Genomic DNA, 17,119 nt, shown 5'->3' on the forward strand with positions numbered 1-17,119 from the left:
AATGGCTACGCCTGCAAAAGATTACACCTTGGCGGAACTGATTATCTGCGCCAATGCCGCCGCCTACGAGAATGACGGTGAAGTTCTGATTACCGGTATTGGTGTGTTACCGCGCATCGCCGCCAGTCTGGCGATGAAAACCTGCAATACCGATATCATGATGACCGACAGTGAAAGCTGGTTGTTGTCTGAGCCCAATCCGCTGAGCCGCGATAAGGGCTACAAGCAGATGAACGAAACCTGGATGGGTTTCTCGCGCATCTTTGACAATGTGTGGAGCGGTCGCCGACATATTACCGGTGGCCCCACTCAGATCGACCGCTTTGGTCAGAGCAACATCTCCGCCCTGGGCGGCACTTACCAAAAGCCGAAAGTCCAGATGCTGGGCACGCGCGGCTTTCCCGGTAACTCCATCTGTCACGCCAATTCCTTCTTTGTGCCCTCACACAGCACGCGTGTCTTCATTGAAGGCGAGTGCGATGTGGTCTGCACCATTGGCTATAACCCGGAGCGTATGCCCAAGGGTTACACCAATGACGATATCGATCTGCGCATGATTTTTACCGATCTGTGCGTGATGGATTTTGGCGGTCCGAATAATCAGATCCGTCTGGTCAGCCTGCACCCCGGTATCACCGTGGAGCAGGTGGTGGAGAACACCGGTTTTGAAATCTGTATTCCCGATAATGTTCCGACCACCCCGGCACCGACGGAAGAGCAGCTGGCGATTATCCGTGAAATCGATCCGCAGGATCTGCGCAGCAAACAGCTGAAGGATAACCCTCCGGGTGATCGGAGCTAATGTGGAATTCCCTCACCCTGTCCCTCTCCCAGAGGGAGAGGGAACCGATTATCCAGCTTCCAAGCGCCCCCTCTCCCTGGGGAGAGGGTCGGGGTGAGGGGAACAGCGCGAGACCGGAATACGAGTAACACTATGACAAACGTACTCAACACAAGAATCACCGACCTGCTTGGCTGCAAATATCCCGTCATCCAAACCGCGATGGGTTGGGTGGCAGATCCGAAATTGGTGGCGGGCACCTGTAACGCCGGTGGCTTCGGTTTTCTGGCGGGTGCGACCATTCCCCCAGAGGAAATGGAGCGCGACATCCTGCGCGTAAAAGAGCTCACCGATAACCCTTTCGGTGTGAACTTTCATATGTACCAGCCCAACGCCGCCGAGATTGTCGATCTGGTGATCAAGCACGGTGTCAGGGCGGTCAGCTATTCGCGCTCGCCCGGCCCTGAATTCATCAAAAAGCTTAAAGACGCTGGCGTTGTCTGTATGCCTACCGTTGGACTGCCCAAACACGCCATTAAAGCGGTTGAGCTGGGCGCCGACGCGGTAACGGTACAGGGCGGCGAAGGCGGTGGTCACACCGGTTCGGTGCCGACCACCTTGCTGCTGCCGCAGGTCGTTGATGCTGTTGGCGACAAAGTACCGGTGTTAGGCGCCGGTGGTTTCAAGGACGGTCGCGGATTACTGGCTGCTATGAGCTACGGCGCTGACGGTATTGCCATGGGAACGCGCTTTCTTTTAACCAAGGAAAGCCCGGTGCCGGAAGCCACCAAGGCGCGTTATATCGACTGTAAAAATCCCGGTGAGATAGTTGTTTCCACCGCGATGGACGGTCTGCCCCAGCGCATGATCATGAACAAGGTGCTGCGCGAACTTGAATCGGCCAGTGCCTTGAAAAAGCTGATCATCGCTTTGCGCAATGGTCTGGCCTTTCGCAAGTTCACCGGTGCCAGCCTGATAGGTTTGCTGAAGTCGGCGATGGCCATGACCAAGTCCGGTGACCTTACGCTGGCGCAGGCGATCATGTCGGCGAATGCGCCCATGATCATTCAGAAAGCGATGGTCGAAGGCCAGCCGGAAGAGGGCGTGCTGCCTTCAGGTCAGGTGGCCGGTGTTATTGATCAACTGCTTTCTTGTGAAGATTTAATCAACCAGATAGTCGCTGAGGCTGAAGCCGGACTGGCGCGCATGTGCAGTACTGCGCCTTCCGAGTCACGCCCTGCGTCAAGCGAGTGAAACTATGAGCAAACCTTTCAGCCTCAATATTACCGACAACGGTATAGCGGAAATGATTTTCAACAAGCCGCCGGTCAATGCCTTTGATAGTGCCGGCTGGTTTGCCATTGCCAATGAAATCGAAGCGCTGGGCAAAAACGATGCCGTGCGTGTGATTATTATTGCCGCCGAGGGTAAGGGCTTTTGCGCCGGCGTGGATATCAAAGAACTGCAGGCCGACGCCAGCAAAATCACCGCCGTGAACAAGGGTAATTACGACACCTTCAAGGCGATTCACCGCAATGAGAAGCCGGTGATTGTGGCTGTACACGGTTTTGTATTGGGTGGCGGCATTGGTATCAGCGGCGCGGCTGACATTATCGTTGCCTCCGAGTGCGCGACCTTTGCCGTCCCGGAAGTGGATCGCGGTGCGATGGGCGGCGGCGCTCACTTGCAGCGTATGTTCCCGGTGCAGAAAGTGCGCTACATGTACTTTACCGGTGAAGGTATTGACGCACAGGAAGCCTACCGTCTGGGCGCTGTCGAGAAAGTGGTTCCCCGTGACCAGCTGCTTGATACTGCCCGCGAAATGGCAGAGAAAATTGCCGATAAATCACCGCGCATGATTCAGCTGGCGAAAGAAGCACTGACTGGCATTGAAGACGGCAATCTGGAAGACAAGTACCGCTGGGAGCAGGGCTTTACCCAAGAAGCTTATGCGTCAAAGGATTCCCAGGAAGCACGGGATGCCTTTGTCGAGAAGCGTGACGCCAGCTTCTAAGAGGGGGAAGCGCCCCGTCGAGCAACAAATACCAAGAGGTTACGAATGGACCTGACATTTACCGCAGAACACGAAGCCTTTCGCCAGGAAGTGCGCGAATGGCTTGCCGCCAATGTTCCCAGTGAGCCGTTGAAGACTTTCGATACGGAAGAAGGTTTTCAACAGCATCGCGAATGGGAAAAGAAACTCTACGAAGGTCGCTGGGGCATGATTACCTGGCCCGAGGAAATGGGTGGCCGCGGTGCCGACCTTATCCAGTGGCTGATCTTTGAAGAAGAATACTATGCTGCCCGGGCACCGCTGCGGGTAAACCAGAACGGTATTTTCCTGCTCGGCCCGACCCTGATGGAATACGGCACCGAAGATCAGAAAAAGAAATTCCTGACGGGTATGGCGACAGGCGAAGACATCTGGTGTCAGGGCTGGTCTGAACCCAATGCGGGTTCGGATATGGCGGCGATTCGCTCCAAGGCTGAGCTGAGCGAAGATGGTAGTCATTACGTGATTAACGGCCAGAAAACCTGGTCGACGCGCGCGGTCTGGGCCGACTGGTGTTTCGGTATGTTTCGTACTGATCCTGAATCCCAGCGCCACCATGGCCTGACTTTTATTTTGGTGCCTCTGGATCTGGAAGGCATCACCGTGCGACCCATCCCCCAGCTGGACGGCTTGCCCGGCTTTGCGGAAATCTTTTTCGATAACGTTAAAGTACCGGCTGAGTACCGTTTGGGTGGCGAAGGCGAGGGCTGGAAAGTTGCCATGGCTACCGCCGGCTTCGAACGCGGTTTGATGTTGCGCTCCCCCGCACGTTTCCAGGAAACGGCGAAACGTCTGGTTAACCTGTACAAGGAAAATCAGGCGAGTGCCGATCGCGACCCGGCGATTCGCGAGGCGGTATTGCGCGCCTACATGGACGCCGAAGCTTATACCCTGACTACCTATCAGACAGCCTGCCGCTTGATCAAAGGCGGCAAGATTGGAGCGGAGGCCTCGACCAACAAAATTTTCTGGTCGGAGCTGGATCAGCAGATGCACGCCACAGCGCTGAGCATACTGGGTGCGCGCGCAGAATTGCAGCCGCACGCTCCTGATGCCGCGGGTGTTGGGACTTGGCTGGACGGCTGGATGTTTGCGCAGTCCGGGCCGATTTATGCGGGAACAAACGAGATTCAGCGCAATATTATTGCTGAAAGAATGTTGGGAATGCCTCGAAAGTAATCCCTCACTCCAGCGCCATCTTTGTGGAAGAGGGCAGGGTGAAGGAAGGTAAACGAGAGAGAATTATGGATTTCACATTTTCAGAAGACCAGCTCCTGTTTCAGGAGTCCGTTCACGACTTTCTGGTTAACGAAGTCACGCCGGAAAAAATTCGTGAGCTGTGGGAAAGCGAAACTGGCCGCAGCCCTGAGCTGTGGGCGCAACTGGCCGAAATGGGACTGACGGGCATCACGGTGCCTGAAGACTTTGGTGGTCTGGGCATGCAGATGCTGGACTTTGTGCTGCTGGGACAGGAGTGCGGCTATGTAGCGCTACCGGCCCCGCTGGTGCATACCGCGATGGTTGCGGTGCCGCTGCTTGTTAATAGCAAGAGCGACAGCCTGAAGCAAACCTGGTTGCCGAAAATTGCCGCCGGTGAGGCCGTGGTCATGGTCGGGCTGGAACAGAATGTTTTTGTAGAGGATGCGCACATTGCCGATCTTCTGATTCTGGAAAAAGCCGGTGCTTTGTATGCGGTTGACCCTCAAGCCGCTGCGCTGCGAGCCAACGAATCGGTCGATCTGTCGCGCAAACTGTTTACGGTTGAGTTTGACGAAACCAAAGCAGAAAAGATCGCCGACGGCGCCGCTGCGCAAACGTTGACAGAGGCGGCCCGCAATGGCGGCGCTCTGGGCGTGGCAGCAGAAGCCCTGGGGCTTGCCCAGCGCATGGTGGATATTTCGGTGCAGTACACCGGCGAGCGCAAGCAGTTTGGTGTGGCGATCGGGACCTTTCAGGCGGTGAAGCACCACATGGCGAACATCGCCTACCGACTGGAGTATGCCAAGGCGCCGGCAGCGAGAGCAGCCTACGCCATCGATAACGGGCAAGACTGTATAGCGATGGCGGTCAGCCACGTGAAGCTGGCGGCTTGCGAAGTGGCCAACCTGGCAGCGAAGAACTGTATTCAGGTGCACGGTGCCATGGGTTACACCTGGGAAGTGGACCTGCATATTTATATGAAGCGCGCCTGGGCTTATGCCAATACTTGGGGCGATGCAGCCTTCCACAAGCAGCGGGTTGCGGCCTATGTGCTGGCGGATGACGCCAAGCTCGGTGCTGGAAATACTTTTTGAGGATGATGTCCTCATCCACTGACAGGAGGCAATCATGCCAGAAGCCTACATAGTAGATGCAGTAAGAACACCCACAGGCCGACGCAAAGGCGGTCTGGCCCACGTACACGGTGCCGACCTTGGCGCCCACGTGCTCAAAGCCATAGTTGAACGCAATGGTATTCCAGACAGCGAATACGACGACGTCATTTTCGGTTGCGTTGACACCATCGGTCCGCTGGCTGGTGATATCGCCCGCACTTGTTGGTTGGCGGCGGGGCTGTCTGATGAAGTGCCGGGCACTACGATTGACCGTCAATGCGGATCTTCACAGCAATCCGTTCACTTTGCCGCGCAGGCGGTCATGTCTGGCACGCAGGATGTAATCGTCGCCGGTGGTGTTCAGACCATGACCCAGATTCCGATTTCATCAGCTATGATTGCCGCCGAGCCTATGGGTTTTAAAGACCCCTTCTCAGGCTCGCAGGGCTGGGTAGCCCGCTATGGCGCGGAGCCGCCGACACAGTTCAAGTCTGCGCAGATGATCGCCGACAAGTGGGGTTTTTCTCGCCGCGATCTTGAAAAGTATTCGCTGGAGTCGCACAACCGTGCGTTGAAGGCTATTGAAGAAGGTCGCTTTGACCGGGAAATCATTCCGATGGAAGGGGTGGCGATGGATGAAACGCCACGTAATTCCACGCTGGAGAAAATGGCGGAGCTCGATTACCTGTTTGGTTGTGACAAGGTGACTGCGGCGGTATCGAGCCAGACCTGCGATGGCGCCAGCGCGATGCTGATTGTCAGCGAGGATGCGCTCAAGCGCTACAACCTCAAACCGCGTGCCCGCATTCACCATATCAGTGTGCGCGCTGCCGACCCAATCTGGATGTTGACCGCCCCCATTCCCGCCACACAGTACGCGCTGAAAAAAGCGGGTATGACGATGGACGATATCGATCTTGTCGAAATCAACGAAGCGTTTGCGTCAGTGGCAATGGCCTGGTTGAAAGATACCGGCTACGACCACGCCAAAACCAACGTCAATGGCGGCGCTATAGCGCTGGGTCACCCCTTGGGTGCGACCGGTACCAAACTGATGACGACGCTGCTGCACGAATTGGAGCGCAGCGGTGGCCGCTATGGTCTGCAGACCATGTGTGAAGGCGGTGGTCAGGCAAACGTAACGATTATTGAGCGACTGTAATAGCGTCGCTAGCAAGGACATCAAGAGGAAACAACTATGGGAATTCTGGACAATCGAGTAGCCATCATCACCGGCGCCGGTGGTGGACTGGGTGCAGCTCACGCGCGTGTTTTTGCAGGTGAAGGCTGCGCCGTTGTGGTCAACGACATCAACGAAGAGGCAGCGCAGAAGGTGGTCGACGAGATCACGGCGGCTGGTGGCAAAGCCATCGTTAATACCTCTGATATCACCAATTACGACGACAGCCTCAATGCGGTAAAGCAGGCCATCGATACCTATGGCGACCTGAATATCGTGTTGAACAACGCCGGCGTCAATCGCGACCGCATGTTTGCGTCCATGACCGAGCAGGAGTGGGACACCATCATGGCGGTTCACCTGAAGGGGCATTTTTGTATCAGCTCGCATGCCGTTCATTACTGGCGTGGTCAGAGCAAGGAAGGCAAGGCCGTATCCGGACGTATTATCAACACAACCTCCGGGGCCGGCTTGCAGGGCTCCATTGGCCAGAGCAATTACGCGGCGGCTAAAGCCGGTATTGCTGCACTGACCTTGAATCAGGCAGCCGAACTCGGTCGCTATGGCATTACCGCCAACGCGGTTGCGCCTTCGGCTCGCACCGGCATGACCATGGGTGTGCCGGAAATGGCGCAGCGCATGGCGCCGCCGGAAGACGGCAGCTTTGACCATTTCGCCCCGGAAAACGTGTCGGTTTTGCTGGCCTGGCTGGGCAGTGCGGAGTCTTCACATGTCACCGGGCGTGTATTTGAGTCAGAAGGCGGTAGAATCTGCATTGCCGATGGCTGGCGAACCACTGAAGGCGTGGATAAAGGCGCTCAGTGGCAGCCTGCTGAAATTGGCTCTGCGATGGACGAACTGCTGAAAAAAGAAGTTCCGGCGCAGAAAGTGTGGGGAACCTGATATCAGGGCCCCGCTATAAGGAACCAATACCGCACAGGGGTAACACCATGAAGAAAGCGCTTTTTCTGCTGGCAGCACTGGCAACACCGGCTTTGGCCAACGACCTGAGTTTCCGATTCAGCGATGATGTGGCGGGCTTGTCTCTCAATGCCAATTCGCCGGATGGGAAAGCGTCGGTGGAATTCGGCGCTAACCACAACGAAGACGACGATGTGGAAATTTACAATGCCGGTTTTTATGCCAATGGTCAGCGCGGTCGCCTGCAGGGGCGCGTCGGGGTGAAAGGCTTTTACGCGGATCTCGACGGCTTTGAAGGCCCGGGGCTGGCCTTTGGTGTGGACCTGAAAATGCCGACCAGTGATCTTTTCAGTCTGGTTGCCGCGTATTACTACGGGCCGTCGTCCACCTCCTTTGATGATATGGACGGCTACCGGGACTGGAAAATTGGTGCCCAGTTGATGTTGTTTGAAAACTCCGCGCTGGAGTTTGGCCTGTCGGATATTGAAGTACAGGTCGAAGACGTGCGCGGCGACTATGATTTTCAGGACGGTGCCTACGTTGAGCTGAAACTGCTCTTCTAGAAGGCGCCTTGAACCGAGGCAAAGAATGGATTTTGTATTTACCGAAGAGCAGCAGATGATCCGCGATACCGCGGAATCATTTCTGGCTGAGGTGTCCACCAGTGAGGCCGTGCGCAAGGCAATGGCTTCCGACACCGGTTTTGACGACGCACTCTGGCAGCAGATCTGTGCCGAGATGTACTGGCAGGCCATCCACATCCCCGAGGAATTCGGTGGTATGGGGCTGGGCTATGTTGAGCTGGTGGCAATGATGGAACAGATGGGGCGCTACCTGTTGTGTGCGCCTTTCTATTCAACGGTTTGTCTCGGAGTTAACACACTCCTGCTGGCCGCGAGCGAAGAGCAGAAGGCTAACTATCTAACGGCTATCTGCGAAGGCAGCCTGACGGCCACGTTGGCCTACTGTGGTCCTCGTGGAGGGCGCGGCGCCGATGCGGTTACCGCTACGTATCGTGAAGACGGCGACAGTATTGTCATCAACGGTGAGAGCAGCTTTGTGGTCGACGGCATGACGGCGGGCTTGATTCTTGTTGCCGCGCGCGCTGAAGGTTCCCGTGGTGGCGAAGGTGTCAGCCTATTTGCCGTGCCGGCGGATACCGCTGGTCTTGAGCGCAAAAGCCTGCCGACTTTGGACCAGACGCGAAAAATGGCCTCTCTGTCATTCAGTGAGGTGAAGGTTTCTGCTGACAATCGGCTCGGTGGTGCTGGTAAGGGCTGGGCGGTACTGGATAAGGCACTGGATCTGGCGACCATTGCGCTGGCGGCGGAGCAGATGGGTGGCAGTCAGCAACTGCTCGACAGCACCGTGGAGTACACCAAAGAACGCGTTCAGTTTAACCGCCCGATTGCCAGCTTTCAGTCAATCAAACACAAAGCGGCGGATATGATGCTGCGGGTTGAAGCGGCGCGCTCTGCGGTTTATTACGCTGCCTGTGTGGCCGATGAAGCATTGCAAAACGGCCCACTGGCCAATGAGCTGGCGGAAGCCGCGAGTATTGCCAAGACCTATTGTTCCGAGGCCTATTTCAAGAACGCCGGTGAATCCATGCAGATGCACGGTGGCGTCGGTTTTACCTGGGAGTACGACGTACATCTCTATTTCAAACGCGCCAAAGGCTCCGAGCACATGCTGGGCAATCCCAGCTGGCACCGCGAGCGTCTGGCTGGCGTCGTACTGGACTGAGGAGGAGTAGTCATGAAGTTGAGTTTCAGTCCGGAAGATGAACAGTTTCGCGAAGAAATCGCGGGGTGGTTGAAAGACAACCTGACCGGGGAATTTGAAAAGCTGAAGTTTCGCGGCGGCCCCGGCGACGAGCACATGTTTCCGGAAGAGCGCAAAGTCTGGGAACAGAAGCTGGCCGAGGGCAAATGGACCTGTGTGGGGTGGCCCAAAGAATACGGTGGGCGCGGACTGTCGATCGAGCAGCAGGTTATCTTCTTTGAAGAATATGCCCGCGCTGGTGCGCCGGGGCGGGTCGGTCATATTGGTGAAGGCCTGGCCGGCCCGACCATCATTGCCTTTGGCAGTGAGCAACAGAAACAGAAATACTTGCCGGGTATCGTGGCGGGCACCGAGTTGTGGTGCCAAGGCTATTCTGAACCCAGTGCCGGCTCTGATCTGGCCAACGTTAAAACCAAAGCGCGCTTCGACGAGGCCAAAGGCAAGTGGATCATCAATGGCCAGAAGGTCTGGACCTCGCTGGCCCACGAATCCGACTATTGCTTTGTGATTGCCCGCACTGATCCTGACTCCAAGGCACATAAAGGGCTCGGATTTTTTCTGATTAAAATGGATCAGCCCGGTGTTATCGTGCGCCCCATCGAGCAGATCACCGGCACATCGGAATTCAACGAAGTCTTTTTTGACGACGCTGAATGCGATGCCGAGGACATCGTTGGCGAGCCCGGCGATGGTTGGAAAGTCGCCATGGGGCTGCTGGGCTTTGAGCGCGGCGTATCCACGCTTGGTCAGCAGATGGCTTTCCAGAATGAACTGGATGAAGTGGTCAAGGTTGCCAAAGAGAGTGGCGCTCATAAAGACCCCGTTATTCGCCAGCGGATCGCCGATCTGTACCTGCGTTTGAAAATTATGCGTTTCAACAGTATGCGCATGCTCTCTGACGATGTGGGCGATGGCAGCCTGCAGAAAGAAGCCCTGATATACAAACTGTACTGGGCGACCTGGCACCGCGATCTGGGTGAGCTGGCCGTGGATGTGCAAGGCGAAATGGGGCAAGTGCTCGACGGCGCACCCTATGAACTGACCCGACTGCAATCGCTCTACCTGTTTGTGCGCTCGGATACGATCTACGGCGGTACCAATCAGGTTCAGCGCAATATTATTGCGGAGCGGGGGTTGGGGATGCCCAAAGAACCCAAATGGTAGACGGGCTTCGTCTGAGGCACGCTGGCGGCGTTGAAGCTCACATTCAGATCGGTCATTTACTCGTTGTAAACTCCCTCACTGAATGCGAGCTTCGCCTTGCCCGCGCACCACAGCCAAACCCCTTGGTTCTGTCGTAAATTAAACACTGACGAATACAGCAAGAGATTCTTATGGATATTAAAAACCCCACCTACGTTCCCGGCCACGGCCTGTTGAAAGACAAGGCGGTACTTATTACCGCAGCAGCCGGCGCAGGCATCGGCTTTGCCGCCGCCAAAAAAGCGGTTGAAGAGGGCTGCCGCGCTATTGTGATCAGCGATATTCACGAGGGACGTTTGGACGCTTCGGTGGAAAAACTGAAAACCGAAACCGGTCTGCAAAATGTGTGGGGTAAAACCTGCAATGTGGCCGTCGAAGACGACGTTCAGGCGCTGATAAACTTTGCTGAAGAGAAACTCGGCGGTGTCGATATTCTGATCAATAATGCCGGCCTCGGTACCTCCAAGCTGCTGATCGATATGGACGATGATGAGTGGAATAAGGTTATTGACGTAACGCTGAACGGCACCATGCGCATGACTCGCTATATGATGAAAGTCATGAAAACGCGGGGTACAGGCGTAATCGTTAACAACGCATCGGTGCTTGGCTGGCGCGCACAGAAAGAACAGGCCCACTATGCCGCGGCAAAAGCCGGCGTCATGGCCCTCACTCGATGTGCCGCGGTAGAAGCTGCAGACTTTGGTGTGCGCATTAACGCGGTGTCGCCATCGCTGGCGGTACACCCCATGCTGAAAAAATCTGCGCCAGAGGAACTGCTTGCCGAATTGGAAGGGCGCGAAGCCTATGGCCGCGGCGCGGAAGTCTGGGAAGTGGCGAACGTGATGATGTTCCTCGCCTCGGACTACTCATCGTACCTGACAGGTGAAACCATCAGCTGCTCTTCCCAACACGCTTGATTTAAACGGCAGCCCGGCTGCCAACAGGAGATGAATCATGAAAGAAGCCGTAATAGTTTCAACCGCACGTACTGCCATGGGCAAAGCCTTTCGCGGTGCCTTTAACGACACTGATGCGCCGGTACTGGGCGGCCATGTTATCCGCCACGCCGTAGAGCGCGCTGGCATTGAGGGTGGCGAGGTAGACGATGTGCTGATGGGCGCGGCAGCCCAGCAGGGCAGTCAGGGTTACAACATAGCGCGCTTGAGCGCGATGGCAGCGGGTTTGCCGGTGACTGTGTCCGGCGCCTCACTGGATCGTATGTGTTCTTCTGGTTTGATGACTATTGGCTACGCCGCCAAGGCCATCATGACTGACGAAATTGATATTGCTGTTGCCGGTGGTCTGGAGTCAATTTCCCTGACCCAGAACAAGCACAAAAACGGCTACCGTAATGTGTCTAAGGCGGTGACTGACCACACCCCTTACATGCACATGGCGATGATTGAAACAGCGGAAATTGTCGCGGATCGTTACAACATCTCTCGCGATGCCCAGGATGAGTTTGCCTATCAGAGCCAGATGCGCACTGCCGCTGGTCAGGAAGCGGGCAAGTTCGACGACGAGATTGTGCCGCTGACTACCACCAAAGCGGTATTCAACAAAGAAACCAAAGAGACCACCTACGAAGAAGTGACTCTCACAAAGGACGAAGGCAATCGTCCGTCCACCACACTGGAAAGTCTGCAAGGTCTCGATCCGGTTTTCAAAGACGGTATGCTGATCAAGGAAGGCAAGCACATCACTGCCGGTAACGCCTCGCAACTGTCTGATGGCGCCTCAGCGGTCTGTCTGATGGAAGCGTCCATGGCCGAGAAGCGTGGCTTGCAACCCTTGGGAGCCTACCGTGGCATGGCGGTAGCCGGTCTGGCACCGGAAGAAATGGGTATCGGCCCAGTCTTTGCCATTCCCAAGCTGCTCAAGCGTCACGGTTTGAAAGTGGGTGATATTGGTCTGTGGGAAATCAACGAGGCCTTTGCCTGTCAGGCACTGTATTGCCGCGATCAGCTGGACATTCCCAATGAGCTGCTGAACGTCAATGGCGGCGCCATCTCTATTGGTCACCCCTTTGGTATGAGCGGTGCGCGCATGGTCGGTCACGCCCTGATCGAAGGTAAGCGCCGCGGTGTTAAATACGTGGTGGTGTCCATGTGTGTGGGAGGTGGTATGGGTGCTGCCGGTCTGTTCGAAGTACTGTAAAATGCCCCACCTTGTTTGAGAACGGGGCCTGTTGGCCCCGTTTTTCTTTTCAACTGCATAGGCCCCGGGCCATGAAAAGCCTCGACCCACAATCGCGCTGGACACTCTGGCTGATGTCGGCCTTTGTCGCCTTCGGTCCCTTGTCGACCGATATGTACCTGCCGGCTCTGCCGTCGCTGGTGGCGTATTTCGATACGACGCTGCCCGCGGTGCAGTGGACCCTAAGCGCCTATCTGATCGGTTTCGCGGTATTTCATCTGCTCTGCGGCCCCATGGCCGATCGCTTTGGTCGCAAGCCGATTCTGCTCGGCGGTATTGCCCTGTTTACTATTGCCTGTGTCGGCTGTGCCCGGTCCGAGACGGTGGAGTCCTTGGTGTTTTGGCGTTTTATTCAAGGTATCTCCGCGTGTGTGGGCCCGACGCTGGGGCGGGCCATGGCTCGGGATATCTATGGGCCAACCCAGGCGGCGAAGGCGCTGGGCTATATGGCGGCGATTATGGCGATTGCGCCGGTCATTGCGCCCTTGCTGGGTGGCTGGATGCTGACCTTCACCGGCTGGCAGGCGATTTTCTGGAGTCTGGCGGGCTACGGTTTTCTGGCGCTGGTCACGGTATGGCTGGTGCTGCCTGAAACACTGGCCAAGCCGACCCAGTTCAAGCTGTCAGTCATTCTCGCGAATTATCGCTTTCTGTTGGGCCATAAGCATTTTGTGATTTCCACGCTGGGTATTGCGACCATGTACTCTGGCGCCTTTGCTTTTATTTCGGGCAGCAGCTTTGTGCTGATTGATTTTATGGGCGTGCCGCCAGAGCACTTCGGTTGGTGGTTTATGTTGATTGTTGCCGGTTACATGGGCGGCAGTCTGTTCACTGCCCGACTGGCTCACCGGCTCGATCCGGTGCAGACCATGATTGGCGGTGCCGTGCTGGCGGCGAGCTCTGCCGGCGTTATGGCGCTGCTGGGCGCCGTTGGTTGGCATCACCCGCTCGCCGTTGTCTTGCCGATGGTGTTCTATACTGCGGCGGTTGGCAGTACCATGCCGCAGGCCATGTCGGTGGCGCTGGCGCCTTTTGCGGATATGGCAGCTACCGCGAGCGCATTGCTGGGCTTTCTGCAAATGGGCACCGCTGCACTGGCGGGCGCCTTTGTCGGCAGTCATCTGGACGGCACTGCGGTACCCATGGCGTTGACCATGATGTCGGGCGGTCTGGTAGCGTCCTGTGGTTTTTGGCTGTTACGGCCTCAGAAAAATTGAAGTGTTGCTATGCTTAAGGCTGTTGCTGGTCGCGAGCGATAAAAAAAGGTTTGTTCAATGAAGTGGTTACGGCGTTTAGCGTTTGTCTTTGTTCGGGTGTTGCTGCGGCCGGTGTTGTGGGCTGTGAAGCCCCAGGTCATCCCTGAAAATCTGGATGCGCTGCGTGAAACCCTGCAAGGCAAGCCGGTATGCTACGTCTTGCGCCAGCACAGCTGGTCTGACCGGCTGGTGCTGGAGCGGCTGTGCCGACAATTGGATTTGCCGGTTGTTAACACGCCCTCCGGTGATCTGCCCACTGCCGACAGCGCAGCTTGTCTTTATTTGCCTGTGATTGCCGAGCTGGATGAACAGCGCTCGCCACAGCAGCTGGTGCAGGTTATCGCAGGCGCAGCCGGTCAGCACGATGTGGGCATCCAGATCCTCCCCGTATCCATTTTCTGGGGGCGTGATCCGGGCAGTGAGACCTCTATTCTTAAACTGCTGGTCGGTGATGCGGAATTCGCCGGCGGTTTGCGCAAGTTACTGATCATGTTGGTTCAGGGGCGCTCAGCGCTGGTGAATTTTGCCGAACCGATCGACTTTGACAGCTTTTTAAAGCGTCAGCCGAACCACCTGCGCGCCGCCGAGTTGCTGCATCGCGGTCTGTCGTTTCACTTCTTGCGGCAAAAGACGGCAACCCTCGGGCCGAGCCTGTTGTCGCGTCAGCATATGATCAACGTCACTCTGCGTCGCCCGCTGGTGCAACAGGCGCTGCAGGAAGAGGTGCAGGACCAGAATATCAGCCGCGACGAGGCCTATAAGCGCGCACGGAAAATGGCCAATGAAGTGGCCGCCAATTTTGATCCTCGGATGATTCGCTTTTTGGATATTGTCCTGAGCTGGGTCTTTCGCAAGATCTTCAGCGGTGTTAAAGCCTACAATGTGGATCGGCTGCGCTCGGTTGCCAACAAGTATCATGTTATTTACATGCCGTCCCACCGCAGCCATCTGGATTACCTTCTGATTTCCTGGACCCTCTACTATCAGGGGCTGGTGCCGCCGCATATCGCGGCGGGCGTGAATCTGAACTTCTGGCCTGCTGGCGGCCTGCTGCGCCGGGGTGGGGCCTTCTATATTCGCCGCAGTTTTGCCGGTCAGCAGCTGTATTCCGCGGTATTCAGAGCCTACCTCGATGTGCTGTTGGGGCGCGGTTATCCGGTGGAGTTCTTCCCGGAAGGTGGGCGCAGCCGCACTGGCCGTTTGCTTCCCGCCAAGCGCGGTATGCTGTCGATGGTGGTTGAAAGTTTCCTGGCGCAGCCGAGCCGCGCGGCGGCGCTGGTGCCGGTATATGTTGGCTACGACAAGCTGGTGGAAGGCGGCAGTTATGCCAAGGAGCTGCGCGGGGCGGGCAAGAAGAAAGAGTCCGCGGGCGAGTTGCTGAAGGCGCGCAAGATTTTTAAATCCTCTTACGGCAGTCCGCACGTTGCGTTTGGCGAACCCATCATTCTGTCCGAAGCGCTTAATCGTCTGGAGCCCCAGTGGCGAAACCGCTGGCAGGCCGGTGATAAAACCTGGCTCCCTCTCGCCATCGAGCGGCTGTCGCGCCTCAACATGGAGCGCGTTAATCAGGCTGCGATCGTCAATCCAATTGGCCTGGTCTCGGCGATTCTGCTGTCGAGCCCGCAGCGGGCGATGGCAGAGACTGAACTGCTAGAGCAGATTGAGCGTTTCCTGACATTGATGCGTCGGGTCCCCTACAGCCAGGATATTGTTCTGCCGGAGCAATCAGCGGCGGAGATATTCGAAGCGGCGGCGCGAACGGCCGGCCTGTCTCGTATAGAACACGCCTGGGGGCCGATTATTACGGTCACCGGTAATGAAGCCGTCATGCTCACCTATTACCGCAACTCGGTGATGCATGTACTGGCTTTGCCCTCCTTGATTGCGCGTTTTCTCAGACACAGCAACAGTATTGATGAAGAGGCGCTGGTACAGCGCTGTGTCGGCTTGTATCCATTCCTAAAACGTGAACTTTTTCTACATTGGCCGATAAGAGACGCGGAAGAACGGGTGCGAGAGCTAATTGAGGCCATGGTTGAGCTTGGTCTGTTGAACCGCAGTGGCAGCAAACTGTATCGTCCGGATATCGGCTCGAGCGAGTACAGCGCATTGATCGGGCTTGGCCGTCTGCTGCGGGAAACTCTGGAACGCTACACCATGTGCAGCCTGTTGCTGGTGTATCAGCTCAGCGAGCGACCCACCGAGCGGTCAGCGATCGAGCAACACATTATCTTTATGGTACAGCGCCTTGCAATTCTGACCGGCAGGGAAGCGCCGGAATACTTCGATAAAACCCTGTTCCGTATTTATATTGATGCGCTGGTCGATCAGGGGCTGCTTGAAGAAGAGGGCACATTGTTGAGTGTAAACCCGCGCCTGCAGGAACTGGCGGAACAGTGGGTTTGGTTGCTGGGCCCTGCTGTACAGCAGGGGATGCAACATCTGGTGCGCGACCCGCGATTGTCTCTGCAGAAACTGGAAGACGGTGAATCACAGGAGCAGTGAAAGTGACCTAGCTGTCACAAAACTGTTTCTCAACTGACATTTGACTGTCACTGCCACTCGCTAGTCTGGCTCCGTGTTAAAGCGCGGAGCCAAACCAGTGAGCACTCCCTTGCTGCGGTACAAAGCAGTCTGGTTGTCTGATATTCACCTGGGTTTCAGGGACTGTCGGGCCGACTACCTTCTCGATTTTCTCAATAGCGTCGACTGTGAAACCCTCTATCTGGTGGGTGATATTGTCGACCTCTGGTCTTTGAAAAAACGCTTCTTCTGGCCTGCCGCCCACTACGATGTGCTGCGCGCTATCCTGAAAAAATCCCGACACGGGACCCGGGTGGTTTACATTCCGGGCAATCACGACGAACCCTTGAGGGACTACGTTGGCGAGTCGCTGGGTGCGGTGGAAATCAAGCACGAAGCTGTGCACACCACCGCCGATGGTCGCAAACTCCTGGTCTTTCACGGCGATGTTCTAGATCCCCATATTCGCCTGAACCGGCTGGAGCACCTGGTGGGTGATGTCGCCTACGACTTTCTCCTGTTTCTGAATCGTTGGGGCAACTTTATCCGCAGTCGCCTGGGGCTGGGTTACTGGTCGCTGGCAACCTACATCAAGCGGCGAGTAAAAAATGCCCGGCAGGTGATTGATGTCTACGAGCAGGCCGCGGTGCAGGAGGCACAGCGGCGCGGGCTGGACGGTGTCATCTGCGGCCACATTCACCAACCGGGCATGCGCATGATCAATGGCATTGTGTACTGCAATGACGGTGACTGGATCGAAAGCTGCAGTGCGCTGACTGAAACTGATAGCGGCGAGTTGCAACTGCTCCACTGGAGTGACCGCCAGCGTATTGTCCGCGAATTCAATTCTCAAGTTGGTCTTCACGAGGCGGAAGTAATTCCGCTGCGCAAGGCGGGGTAGGT

Annotated in this window: 15 protein-coding genes; all 15 read left to right on the plus strand. The window is 56.4% G+C overall.

The features are described from left to right. Position 1 precedes the first annotated feature (1 nt). Positions 2–802 (plus strand): CoA-transferase subunit beta, encoded by an 801-nt coding sequence (locus ABY734_RS09485; protein ID WP_372778753.1) that lies wholly within the window; start codon positions 2–4, stop codon positions 800–802. 132 nt (positions 803–934) lie between these two features. Then, the gene (locus ABY734_RS09490; RefSeq protein ID WP_372778754.1) at positions 935–2,035 is read left to right on the plus strand and encodes an NAD(P)H-dependent flavin oxidoreductase; all 1,101 of its coding nucleotides are present in this window, start codon (positions 935–937) and stop codon (positions 2,033–2,035) included. A gap of 4 nt (positions 2,036–2,039) precedes the next feature. Further along, positions 2,040–2,795, plus strand: coding sequence for an enoyl-CoA hydratase family protein (locus ABY734_RS09495; protein ID WP_372778755.1), 756 nt, complete (start codon positions 2,040–2,042; stop codon positions 2,793–2,795). Between the two features lie 45 nt (positions 2,796–2,840). Then, a complete protein-coding gene (locus ABY734_RS09500; RefSeq protein WP_372778756.1) occupies positions 2,841–4,013 on the plus strand; it encodes an acyl-CoA dehydrogenase in 1,173 nt (390 codons plus the stop codon). Between the two features lie 65 nt (positions 4,014–4,078). Next, positions 4,079–5,128 (plus strand): acyl-CoA dehydrogenase family protein, encoded by a 1,050-nt coding sequence (locus ABY734_RS09505; RefSeq protein WP_372778757.1) that lies wholly within the window; start codon positions 4,079–4,081, stop codon positions 5,126–5,128. Between the two features lie 34 nt (positions 5,129–5,162). Beyond that, positions 5,163–6,311, plus strand: coding sequence for an acetyl-CoA C-acetyltransferase (locus ABY734_RS09510; protein ID WP_372778758.1), 1,149 nt, complete (start codon positions 5,163–5,165; stop codon positions 6,309–6,311). A 36-nt stretch (positions 6,312–6,347) separates the two neighbouring features. Next, entirely contained in the window at positions 6,348–7,232 is an 885-nt protein-coding gene (locus ABY734_RS09515; protein ID WP_372778759.1) for an SDR family oxidoreductase, read from the plus strand. A 47-nt stretch (positions 7,233–7,279) separates the two neighbouring features. Continuing rightward, the gene (locus ABY734_RS09520) at positions 7,280–7,813 is read left to right on the plus strand and encodes a YfaZ family outer membrane protein (protein WP_372778760.1); all 534 of its coding nucleotides are present in this window, start codon (positions 7,280–7,282) and stop codon (positions 7,811–7,813) included. 25 nt (positions 7,814–7,838) lie between these two features. Beyond that, positions 7,839–8,996, plus strand: a complete 1,158-nt coding sequence (locus tag ABY734_RS09525; protein WP_372778761.1) for an acyl-CoA dehydrogenase family protein — start codon at positions 7,839–7,841, stop codon at positions 8,994–8,996. Positions 8,997–9,008: 12 nt separating this feature from the next. After that, positions 9,009–10,199 (plus strand): acyl-CoA dehydrogenase family protein, encoded by a 1,191-nt coding sequence (locus ABY734_RS09530; RefSeq protein WP_372778762.1) that lies wholly within the window; start codon positions 9,009–9,011, stop codon positions 10,197–10,199. A gap of 170 nt (positions 10,200–10,369) precedes the next feature. Beyond that, positions 10,370–11,158 (plus strand): SDR family oxidoreductase, encoded by a 789-nt coding sequence (locus ABY734_RS09535; RefSeq protein ID WP_372778763.1) that lies wholly within the window; start codon positions 10,370–10,372, stop codon positions 11,156–11,158. Between the two features lie 37 nt (positions 11,159–11,195). Beyond that, positions 11,196–12,398, plus strand: coding sequence for an acetyl-CoA C-acyltransferase (locus ABY734_RS09540; RefSeq protein ID WP_372778764.1), 1,203 nt, complete (start codon positions 11,196–11,198; stop codon positions 12,396–12,398). 71 nt (positions 12,399–12,469) lie between these two features. Then, positions 12,470–13,654 (plus strand): multidrug effflux MFS transporter, encoded by a 1,185-nt coding sequence (locus tag ABY734_RS09545; protein WP_372778765.1) that lies wholly within the window; start codon positions 12,470–12,472, stop codon positions 13,652–13,654. Positions 13,655–13,711: 57 nt separating this feature from the next. Beyond that, the gene (gene plsB, locus ABY734_RS09550) at positions 13,712–16,198 is read left to right on the plus strand and encodes a glycerol-3-phosphate 1-O-acyltransferase PlsB (RefSeq protein ID WP_372778766.1); all 2,487 of its coding nucleotides are present in this window, start codon (positions 13,712–13,714) and stop codon (positions 16,196–16,198) included. Positions 16,199–16,295: 97 nt separating this feature from the next. Further along, on the plus strand, positions 16,296–17,117 hold the full coding sequence (locus tag ABY734_RS09555; RefSeq protein WP_372778767.1) for a UDP-2,3-diacylglucosamine diphosphatase: 822 nt from the start codon (positions 16,296–16,298) through the stop codon (positions 17,115–17,117). Positions 17,118–17,119 lie beyond the last annotated feature (2 nt).

The sequence above is a fragment of the Litorivivens sp. genome (assembly GCF_041624475.1).
Lineage (GTDB): Bacteria > Pseudomonadota > Gammaproteobacteria > Pseudomonadales > Spongiibacteraceae > Litorivivens.

What these genes read in the sequence shown, in the direction of transcription:
- ABY734_RS09485 (WP_372778753.1), top strand. Translation starts at nt 2, where the DNA reads ATGGCTACGCCTGCAAAAGATTACACCTTGGCGGAACTGATTATCTGC.
- ABY734_RS09490 (WP_372778754.1), top strand. Translation starts at nt 935, where the DNA reads ATGACAAACGTACTCAACACAAGAATCACCGACCTGCTTGGCTGCAAA.
- ABY734_RS09495 (WP_372778755.1), top strand. Translation starts at nt 2,040, where the DNA reads ATGAGCAAACCTTTCAGCCTCAATATTACCGACAACGGTATAGCGGAA.
- ABY734_RS09500 (WP_372778756.1), top strand. Translation starts at nt 2,841, where the DNA reads ATGGACCTGACATTTACCGCAGAACACGAAGCCTTTCGCCAGGAAGTG.
- ABY734_RS09505 (WP_372778757.1), top strand. Translation starts at nt 4,079, where the DNA reads ATGGATTTCACATTTTCAGAAGACCAGCTCCTGTTTCAGGAGTCCGTT.
- ABY734_RS09510 (WP_372778758.1), top strand. Translation starts at nt 5,163, where the DNA reads ATGCCAGAAGCCTACATAGTAGATGCAGTAAGAACACCCACAGGCCGA.
- ABY734_RS09515 (WP_372778759.1), top strand. Translation starts at nt 6,348, where the DNA reads ATGGGAATTCTGGACAATCGAGTAGCCATCATCACCGGCGCCGGTGGT.
- ABY734_RS09520 (WP_372778760.1), top strand. Translation starts at nt 7,280, where the DNA reads ATGAAGAAAGCGCTTTTTCTGCTGGCAGCACTGGCAACACCGGCTTTG.
- ABY734_RS09525 (WP_372778761.1), top strand. Translation starts at nt 7,839, where the DNA reads ATGGATTTTGTATTTACCGAAGAGCAGCAGATGATCCGCGATACCGCG.
- ABY734_RS09530 (WP_372778762.1), top strand. Translation starts at nt 9,009, where the DNA reads ATGAAGTTGAGTTTCAGTCCGGAAGATGAACAGTTTCGCGAAGAAATC.
- ABY734_RS09535 (WP_372778763.1), top strand. Translation starts at nt 10,370, where the DNA reads ATGGATATTAAAAACCCCACCTACGTTCCCGGCCACGGCCTGTTGAAA.
- ABY734_RS09540 (WP_372778764.1), top strand. Translation starts at nt 11,196, where the DNA reads ATGAAAGAAGCCGTAATAGTTTCAACCGCACGTACTGCCATGGGCAAA.
- ABY734_RS09545 (WP_372778765.1), top strand. Translation starts at nt 12,470, where the DNA reads ATGAAAAGCCTCGACCCACAATCGCGCTGGACACTCTGGCTGATGTCG.
- plsB (WP_372778766.1), top strand. Translation starts at nt 13,712, where the DNA reads ATGAAGTGGTTACGGCGTTTAGCGTTTGTCTTTGTTCGGGTGTTGCTG.